Origin of the sequence: Pannus brasiliensis CCIBt3594 (assembly GCF_036688125.1) — a bacterium.
GTDB lineage: Bacteria > Cyanobacteriota > Cyanobacteriia > Cyanobacteriales > Microcystaceae > Pannus > Pannus brasiliensis.
The window spans coordinates 46,316-54,474 of the sequence record NZ_JBAFSM010000037.1; the positions used below are offsets into that span (position 1 = coordinate 46,316).

General features: G+C 51.3%; 6 protein-coding genes and 1 pseudogene. All 7 read right to left on the reverse strand.

Annotated elements, in window-relative coordinates; all coding sequences use genetic code 11:
- Positions 1–14: 14 nt before the first annotated feature.
- The 7 genes and pseudogenes from V0288_RS17455 to urtA all read right to left on the reverse strand — a co-directional run bounded on the left by V0288_RS17455 (position 15) and on the right by urtA (position 7,884).
- On the reverse strand, positions 15–371 hold the full coding sequence (locus V0288_RS17455; protein WP_332866426.1) for a hypothetical protein: 357 nt from the start codon (positions 369–371) through the stop codon (positions 15–17).
- A gap of 138 nt (positions 372–509) precedes the next feature.
- Positions 510–1,982, reverse strand: a complete 1,473-nt coding sequence (locus V0288_RS17460) for an NADH-quinone oxidoreductase subunit M (RefSeq protein ID WP_332866431.1) — start codon at positions 1,980–1,982, stop codon at positions 510–512.
- 116 nt (positions 1,983–2,098) lie between these two features.
- Complete coding sequence (gene urtE / locus V0288_RS17465; protein WP_332866427.1) at positions 2,099–2,797, reverse strand: urea ABC transporter ATP-binding subunit UrtE; 699 nt, start codon at positions 2,795–2,797, stop codon at positions 2,099–2,101.
- A gap of 423 nt (positions 2,798–3,220) precedes the next feature.
- Positions 3,221–3,952 (reverse strand): annotated as a pseudogene (urtD, locus tag V0288_RS17470) (urea ABC transporter ATP-binding protein UrtD); the annotation flags it as partial.
- A gap of 1 nt (position 3,953) precedes the next feature.
- Positions 3,954–5,108 carry an urea ABC transporter permease subunit UrtC gene (gene urtC, locus V0288_RS17475; RefSeq protein ID WP_332866428.1) on the reverse strand — a complete coding sequence of 385 codons (1,155 nt, stop codon included), beginning with the start codon at positions 5,106–5,108 and terminating at the stop codon, positions 3,954–3,956.
- Between the two features lie 173 nt (positions 5,109–5,281).
- The gene (gene urtB / locus V0288_RS17480; protein WP_332866429.1) at positions 5,282–6,442 is read right to left on the reverse strand and encodes an urea ABC transporter permease subunit UrtB; all 1,161 of its coding nucleotides are present in this window, start codon (positions 6,440–6,442) and stop codon (positions 5,282–5,284) included.
- Between the two features lie 119 nt (positions 6,443–6,561).
- Positions 6,562–7,884 carry an urea ABC transporter substrate-binding protein gene (gene urtA / locus V0288_RS17485; protein WP_332866430.1) on the reverse strand — a complete coding sequence of 441 codons (1,323 nt, stop codon included), beginning with the start codon at positions 7,882–7,884 and terminating at the stop codon, positions 6,562–6,564.
- Between the last annotated feature and the right edge of the window lie 275 nt (positions 7,885–8,159).

An 8,159-nucleotide genomic window follows, 5' to 3' on the forward strand; every position in this document is an offset into this window, starting at 1 on the left:
TCAGACTGTTTTTTTTAATCGGCGATCGTTTCCTTCACGTATTCTAGCTTCTCGTCGGCTTTCGCGAGATCGGGAATCGTCGCGATGGCCGGTTTCCACTCTTCTAAACGAGTCTCCACGCTCGTAATAGCGGGAATTTTCTCGATCGCCGGTTTCCACTCTTCCAGACGGGTTTCGATCGCCGTCAATCGCTTATCGAGTCCGTGGACATTCTCGGTAAGCTCGTCAAATTTTTGGTCAATTCTGTCAAATCTTTGATTAATTCCGTCAAATTTCCGATCGATCTCGTCAAAACGCTGGTTAATTCGATTAGATTGACCGTTAATCAGGTCTTTTAACTCTTGGATATCCGATTCTGTAAAAGCCGTCATCGTTTTATCCTCCTTCGTCGAGTCCCGTTCCTCGATCCTAATCCATTCTCTAAAAAAGGGATAATCTCGAAAGATTATCCCTCCATCTCGGCAAAACAGCTTTTTTAACCGAATATCGGCTGGAATTTCGCGCTTACTTCACTTCATCCCCACTATATCCGGCGATCCTGTCAATAAAACCGCCGCTTGGGGTTCACTCCAGCGCACCATCCAATTCGGTTGTAAACCCAGGACGATGATAAATAACGCCAGGACGAAGGAGGGAAATCTTTCCGGCCAGGTACTTCGCGGGATACGGGCTAATTCCGGAGTCAACCGACCGAAGAACACGCGATTGATCATCAACAGGAAATAAACCGCCGTTAAACCGCTCCCGATTAAACAGAAAAGCGTTTGAATCGGAAAGATCGGGAAACTTCCCCGGAAAACCAGAAATTCGGCGATAAATCCGACCATACCCGGAATCCCGGCGCTGGCCATCGCCGCCAAAATCATCAGCGTCCCGGTAATCGGTAAACCTCTCTCCGGGTTCAACAGTCCACGCAGGTAATCCACGTCGCGACTGCCGGTTTTCTTGTACACGACACCGACGAGAAGGAAGAGTAACGCGGAGATCAAACCGTGACTGATCATCTGGAGAATCGCCGCGGTGATGCTTAAACGCGTCGTGGCCGCCGCCGCGAGGAGAATATAGGCCATGTGGGCGATCGAGGAGTACGCGACCACTTTTTTCATGTCTTTTTGGGCGATCGCGCAGGAAGCCCCGTACAGTGCGCTAACCGCCGCCAGTGTCGCCATCCACGGGGCGATCGATACCCACGCGTCGAGGAATAATCCCACCCCGAAGCGCAGGAGTCCGTAAGTTCCCAATTTTAATAAAACTCCCGCCAATAAGACCGAAACCGGCGTGGAAGCCTCGACGTGGGCATCCGGCAACCAGGTATGGAAGGGGAAAATCGGCGTTTTGATGGCTAACCCGATCAGTAACGGGATTAAGAGAAGTAATTGACTTTGTACGGGGAGACTGTTCGATAGAGCGGGATCGTAGGCGAAACTATTCCCCCCGGTGAGCCAGAACAGTCCTAAAAAGGAAATTAATACTAAAAATCCGGATAACGCGGTATAAAGGAGGAATTTCATGGCGGCGTAACCGCGTCTGGCCCCTCCCCAAATGGCGATCAGGAAGTAGAGGGGAACGATCTCCAGTTCGTAGAAAAGGAAAAATAGTAATAGGTCCCGCGAGAGAAACGCGCCCGCGACCCCGGCGTTGAGGAGTAGGATCAGCGCGTAATAAAAACGGGATCGCTGGAGATCTTTGTTAGTCGCATAGATAGCGATTACTGTCAATAGACTATTGAGAAAAAGTAGGGGAAAAGATAAGCCGTCGATTCCTAGGGAATAATGGAGACCGATCGAGGGAATCCAGGGCAGATCGATCGTCATCTGCATCAGGGGGTTCGCGGGATCGAATTGAAACCCTACAACAATATTGAGCGGGAGTAAAACACCGGCGAGGAGTAAAGCGAGTCCCCTCGTCCGATTCGCCTCCAATGGCGCGAAACCCAGCACGATCGCCCCGATAATCGGTATCCAGATGAAAGCGTTCAGCATCGATGACGGTATATAGTTTTGATAAACCTTTTTATTATTGCTCGATCGGGGAATCCCCGCAAGCTTACGGGGACGGGCTTTCGGGATCGATCGATCTCGATCCCCCCGGCCGGTCATTAAACCGCTAAAAATCTTTGGATTACGTCTTGGCTTAATTCTTTGGTCGGGCCGGACGCGACGATCCCGCCTTTTTGCATCGCGTAATATCTATCCGCTTGTCGGACGAAATGTAAATGCTGTTCGACGAGTAAAACGGCGATTCCCTTCGTCTCGACGATGCGACGGACGGCGGCTTCGATTTCCAGAATAATCGACGGTTGAATGCCTTCCGTGGGTTCGTCTAAAAGTAATAATTTCGGTTCGCCGATCAGCGCGCGGGCGATCGCTAACTGTTGTTGTTGTCCGCCGCTTAAATCCCCTCCCATGCGCGATAACATGGTTTTCAAAACGGGGAATAGCTCGAAAATCTCTTCGGGGATGGTGGCGTTTTTTCGCTTTTTCGGGAGGGCTTCTAAACCGAGAATTAAATTTTCCTTAACCGTTAACCGGGGAATCACGTCCCGGCCTTGGGGAACGTAACCGATACCCATTCTCGCTCGTCGATCGGTCGTTCTGGCGAGTAGGTTCTGATGCTCGTAGTCGATCGAACCCGATCGAGGTTTTAAAATCCCCATCAATGTCTTTAATAAGGTCGTTTTTCCCACGCCATTGCGACCGATCAAACAAACCATCTCGCCTGGGTGGATGTTGAGATCGACATTCCGTAAAATGTGACTTTCTCCGTAGTAAACGTTTAAACTGGAAACGTGCAACATTGTCAAGTCCTTTTAATTAAATTTAGAATCTACTTCTCGTTCGATTCGAGTTACTGTCTCTTCCGATAAATCGAGCGATCGGATTAAATTTCGATAGGCGATGAACTCTTCCCGATTGATATTCGGTTCCCCCGTGTTTCTCGGACTGGCGGCGATCGTTTCGTAACAGAGTTTCACCACCTCTTCCTTCTCCGAGGGATCGGTAATCTCGGCGATTAGCGGCTCGATATCTACCGATTGATAGAGGTAATCCCGCAACTCCTCTTTCAATTGTTCCTGTTCGTGATGTTCGTCCGCGAAACCTTTACTGAGACGGGTTAACATGACTTCTTTTTCCTCCTCGGAGAGTTCGCCATCCGACCAGGCGATCGAGGCCACGATCCGCAGAACTTTCATCTGGTGGGGAGTGAGGCTAGATTGTTGACCGAGATACACTTCTATTACCCGCGGGTCATTCTGTACCTCGTCCATCGATCCCTCGCACAACACCGAACCCTGATGCAGTACCGTCACTTTCCGGGCGATCTGACGCACGAATTCCATATCGTGTTCGATAACGATAATCGAGTGACTTTCCGCGAGGGAAAGTAACAGGGAACCGACGTTTTCCGTCTCTTCATCGGTTAATCCCGCCACCGGTTCATCTACTAGCAATAAATCGGGAGATTGTGCCACCAACATCCCGATCTCTAAGCGTTGTTTCTCCCCGTGGGAGAGTAAAGACGCGCTAAGATCGGCTTTCGCGGTTAATCCCACCGTTTCCAGTAACCCTTTTACCGTCAATGAATCCTCTTTCGGGGGACGACCGAAAAGCGTCGAGAAAACATTTTTATTGCGATTGGTCACGAGGTCGAGATTTTCCCGTACCGTGAGATTGAGATAAACCCGCGGGGTTTGGAACTTGCGACCGATACCCGATCGAGCGATCGCGTATTCCGGGGTTCCCCGCAGATCCCGACCTTTAAATAATACCCGGCCGATCGTCGGTTGAACCTTGCCGGTGATCACGTCGAGAAAGGTGGTTTTTCCCGCGCCGTTCGGGCCGATAATCACCCGCAGTTCCCCCGCGTCCATGCTGAAGTTCAGGTTATTGAGGGCTTTAAATCCATCGAAATTAACCGTGAGATTCTCGATCTCTAGAATTTTTCCCATCATATTATTTCTGTCCTAACTCTTCTTTCTCTCGCTGAACTTCGGGATCGAGATCGATTTCCGGGTAGGCGATCAATTTCTCGCGGTAGCCGAATCTCGATCGCAACTGCTGTAAACCGCCGAGAATTCCCTTCGGTAAAACGGTAACGACGATCAGGAATAACGCCCCTTGAAAGAACACCCAAACCTCGGGCAATTGTTCGCTTAAAAATGTCTGCGCCAACCGAACGAGTAGTGTACCGATAATCGCGCCGACGAGGGTTGCCCGACCGCCGACCGCGACCCAGATCACCATCTCGATCGAGAAAGCCACGTCCATAATATTCGGGTTAATAATCCCCGTCTGTACCGTGTATAACGCGCCCGCGACCCCGGCGATCGCCCCGGAAATCGCGAAAACCAACACTTTAAACCAAGTGGGATCGTAGCCGGAAAAACGCACCCGGATTTCATCATCGCGAATCGCCACCAATAAGCGCCCGAACCGTCCACTGGTTAACCAGCGACAGAGAAGATAGATCGCTCCTAAACAGACGATCGTGAGTAGATAAAAACCCATCTGCACTGAATCGGAACTGACCAACATCCCGAAAATTTTCTCCGTGTCCGTTTTCAGTCCGTTCGTACCGTTAATTAATTTCTGTTGACCGTTAAAGAAATTAAAAAATACCAGTAACGCCGCTTGGGTGAGGATGGAGAAATACACCCCTTTAATCCGGTTGCGGAAGATTAAATACCCCAACAATCCCGCCACGATCGCCGGGACGATCAGGATCGCCAGAATCGTCACCGGTAGGGAATAGAACGGTTTCCAAATTAAGGGTAATTCCGTCACCCCGTAGAGGGTGAAAAACTCCGGCAGTTGACCCGCGGGTAACTGGAGATTGAGATACATGGCCAGCGCGTAACCCCCGAGGGCGAAAAAGATACCGTGACCGAGACTCAATAACCCCGTGTACCCCCAGATCAGATCGATACCCAACGCCACGATCGAAAGGGAGAGAAACCGCCCTAGCGTTCGCAGACGGAAGGCGGGCAGGAGCAACGGCATCAATACGGCTAGAATCAGACCGACACCGATAACGATCGCGATTTCCGTGACGATTTTCTTTTTCCGCGAGGCGCGAACTTCACTCCTCGTGACGGTTTCCACGTTCATATATAAACCTCTTGGAGAAAGGAGTCAGTTGTAGGGTGGGTTAGTTGTAGGGTGGGTTAGCGAAGCGTAACCCACCGAGAATCCGGAGGCAGAAGAAGAGGGTAAAGGTGCGAGGCTGAAAAGTTGTTTTTTCCCTTTTCTCCTTCCCCTTTTCCCCAAAAACTCCATCACCCCTACAACTCGGCGGTACGTCCCTTGGGCGCGAAGATGCCCGCGGGTTTGAACTGTAAGAAGGCGATGATCAGGGCGAACACCATCACCTTGGCCATACTGGTAGTGGCGAAGAAGTTGAAGAAGTCGGTGATCGGTTGTAGCGCGGCGATCGAACTCGACATCAGCGCGAAAGTTCCCGAACCGATGAGGTAGTTAGTAACCCCGATCGCCATCGCCGCGATAATCGTTCCCAGCAGATTCCCCACGCCGCCGACGACCACCACCATAAAGGTATCGACGATGTAATTCTGTCCCACGTTCGGCCCCACCGAACCGAGGAAACTGATCGCGCATCCCGCGATTCCCGCCAATCCCGAGCCGAGGGCGAAGGTTAACGCGTCCACCTGATTGGTGGGGATACCCAGACAGGCGCTCATCTGGCGGTTTTGGGTGACGGCGCGAATCCGGAGTCCCCAGGAAGATTTATTGAGAAACCAGTAGGTTCCCAAGAGACAGAGCGCGGTTAAAACGATGATAAATAGACGCGTGTAGGGCAGTTGGAAGCCTCCGAGGGGTAAACCGCCCCGTAACCACGCGGGAGCCGTTACATCGACGTTTCTGGCGCTAAACCAGGGTCGCGCGAGGACGGGATTGGAGTATAGGAAATAGCCCAGTAAAGCGGCGATCGCTAAAGATAGCGGTAGGAGGATAGCGATCGCTTTCCCCCGAATTCTCTCCCACTCCGAACGGCGTTGCAGAACCTGTAAACCGCCGAAGAAGAGGAGACAGAAAACCGCGAGGGCGATCGCTAACATCCCGTTCACACTGCGAACGAACTGTTGCAGGATCAAACTCACCCCCCACGTCGCTAGTAGGGTTTCTAACGGTCGTCCGTAGAGAAACCGGATCACCCCCCTTTCTAGGAGTAACCCTACCAATCCCGACACGAGAAACGCCATCGGTAACGCGAAGAAAATATAAGTATCGAATAGGGGGCTACCGAAACCTTTGAAGACGTTCTGCACGACAAAGGTGGTATAAGCCCCCAACATCATTAATTCCCCGTGAGCGAGATTGATCACGCCCATCAATCCGAAGACGATCGCCAATCCCAACGCCGCGATCAACAGCACCGCGCCGATACTGACCCCGTTGAATAAACCTTCCAATAATGCTGACACGGTACGTTAGCCTTTATTCAATAACTCATGAATCCCGAAATAATTAATAGTCAATAGTTAGAAATAAGGAACGATCTCTAACTATTAACTATTAACTATTAACTACCCATTCTCAACGATTAGCTTTTCTCCATCTTGTACTTACCGCCTTTTTTCGGGTCGGTCCAATCGCAAGCGTAACCCTTCGTTTCGGGAACGAATTGGTTCCAGGGAATCGGGGCGACCGGGCCCGGAGTGGACCAGACGATATCGAATAACCCATCCTCCCTAACCTGACCGATACGGACGGTTTTCGAGATGTGGTGGTTCGGGTACATCTGAACCGGGCCTTCCGGCGCGTCGAATTTCTGACCGACCGCCGCGGCGCGGACTTTTTCGAGATCGTCGGCGGTTCCCGCTTTCTCTACGGCCTGTTTCCACAGGTACACCATGATATAAGCGGCTTCCATCGGGTCGTTGGTCACGCGATCTTGACCGTATTTCGCTTTAAACGCCTCGACGAATTTTTTGTTCGCGGGGGTATCGACGGTTTGGAAATAGTTCCAACACGCGTACTGACCTTTCAGATATTCCACGCCGATCTGCTTGACCTCTTCTTCGGCAACGCTCACCGACATGACGGGGTATTTATCCGGGGTTAAACCCGCCGCTTGGATCTGTTTGAAGAAGGCGACGTTACTATCTCCGTTGAGGGTGTTGAAAATCACGCCCCCGTTGGGTAACGCCTGTTTGATCTTGGTGATAATCGGGGTAACTTCCGTGTTTCCGAGCGGTAAATAATCTTCTCCGACCGTTTTACCGCCTTCCACTTTTAACTGCTCTTTAATAATCGTGTTGGCGGTACGGGGGAAAACGTAGTCGGAACCCACGAGGAAGAATTCTTTCCCTTTATTTTTCAACAACCAACTTACCGCGGGTTCGATCTGTTGGTTCGGGGCCGCGCCCGTGTAGAAAATATTCTTGGAACACTCTTGACCCTCGTACTGTACGGGATACCAGAGCATATGGTTTTTCGCCTCGAACACGGGTAAAACCGCTTTCCGGCTCGCGGAAGTCCAACACCCGAAGATCGTGGCTACTTTATCGTTGTCGATCAGTTTGGTGGCTTTTTCGGCGAAGGTCGGCCAGTCGGAAGCTCCATCCTCGACGATCGCCTCGATCTGTTTGCCGAGTACGCCACCCGCCGCGTTAATTTCTTCAATGGCGAGTTTTTCCGCGTCCACGACGGTCGTCTCGCTAATGGCCATCGTGCCACTGAGGGAGTGTAAAATCCCTACCTTGATGGTTTCTCCGCCGGCCGTCGCGGGGCTGGCGGCGGGACTGGCACCGGGACTGGCGGTAGGCGCGCTACCGGTATTATTACCGCAGGCTTTTAACAGGAGACTGGTACTTAACGCGGCGGAGCCGTATAGGAGAAATTTGCGTCGTCCTAAATTTGACATGGTGGTTTTGAGTTAACCTCGCTTACAATGTAGCTACTTCACGCGGATAGAGTGTTGAGGGGAGTCTCTGATCATAGTTAGGCTGTGTGTGATAGTAAAGCCAGGCACGACGAATTATTGTTATCTTTGATACTTTTTCACAGAGAATTTACAATTTCCGTATTTTGACGGATGCGGAATGTTCTGGCGGGAGGTATAGGGTGGGAAGATGGGGAAGATGGGGAAGATGGGGAAGATGGGGAAGATGGGGAAGATGGGGAAGATGGGGAAGATGG

Excerpts from the sequence above, each read along its gene's own strand:
- V0288_RS17455 (WP_332866426.1), bottom strand. The coding sequence starts at position 371 with ATGACGGCTTTTACAGAATCGGATATCCAAGAGTTAAAAGACCTGATT.
- V0288_RS17460 (WP_332866431.1), bottom strand. The coding sequence starts at position 1,982 with ATGCTGAACGCTTTCATCTGGATACCGATTATCGGGGCGATCGTGCTG.
- urtE (WP_332866427.1), bottom strand. The coding sequence starts at position 2,797 with ATGTTGCACGTTTCCAGTTTAAACGTTTACTACGGAGAAAGTCACATT.
- urtC (WP_332866428.1), bottom strand. The coding sequence starts at position 5,108 with ATGAACGTGGAAACCGTCACGAGGAGTGAAGTTCGCGCCTCGCGGAAA.
- urtA (WP_332866430.1), bottom strand. The coding sequence starts at position 7,884 with ATGTCAAATTTAGGACGACGCAAATTTCTCCTATACGGCTCCGCCGCG.